Raw genomic sequence first — 267 nt, 5'->3', positions numbered from 1 at the left:
AAAGTCAATCATTCCAGAAGCAATATCGTCAGATGCTTCCATTATAAAAGCTAGTGGATGTCTATAGTATGCAGAATCATTTTTCCCAATTCCTTTAACCTTAATTAAGCCTACTTCATTTGCTACAAATTCAAATAGCTTTTTTTGTTCTTGAAAAAAGCCGTATTTGGTTTGGCTTTTTGGTTTTTTTAATTTCTCCATGCCATCAAACGGATTTTTCTATAGATAGGATTCTCTTGTATACTTTTTCAATGTGCCAAGTAAAAA

1 pseudogene is annotated in these 267 nt (G+C 31.5%); it reads right to left on the bottom strand.

Annotation, left to right across the window (positions count from 1 at the left end):
• Positions 1-201, bottom strand: a pseudogene (locus ACY2RS_RS15630) (dGTPase); the annotation flags it as partial.
• Positions 202-267: the final 66 nt, after the last annotated feature.

This window comes from Patiriisocius sp. 208BN25-11 (assembly GCF_058147145.1).
The sequence above is the reverse complement of the archived record's forward strand: the minus strand, read 5'-3'. Positions and strand labels throughout refer to the sequence as shown.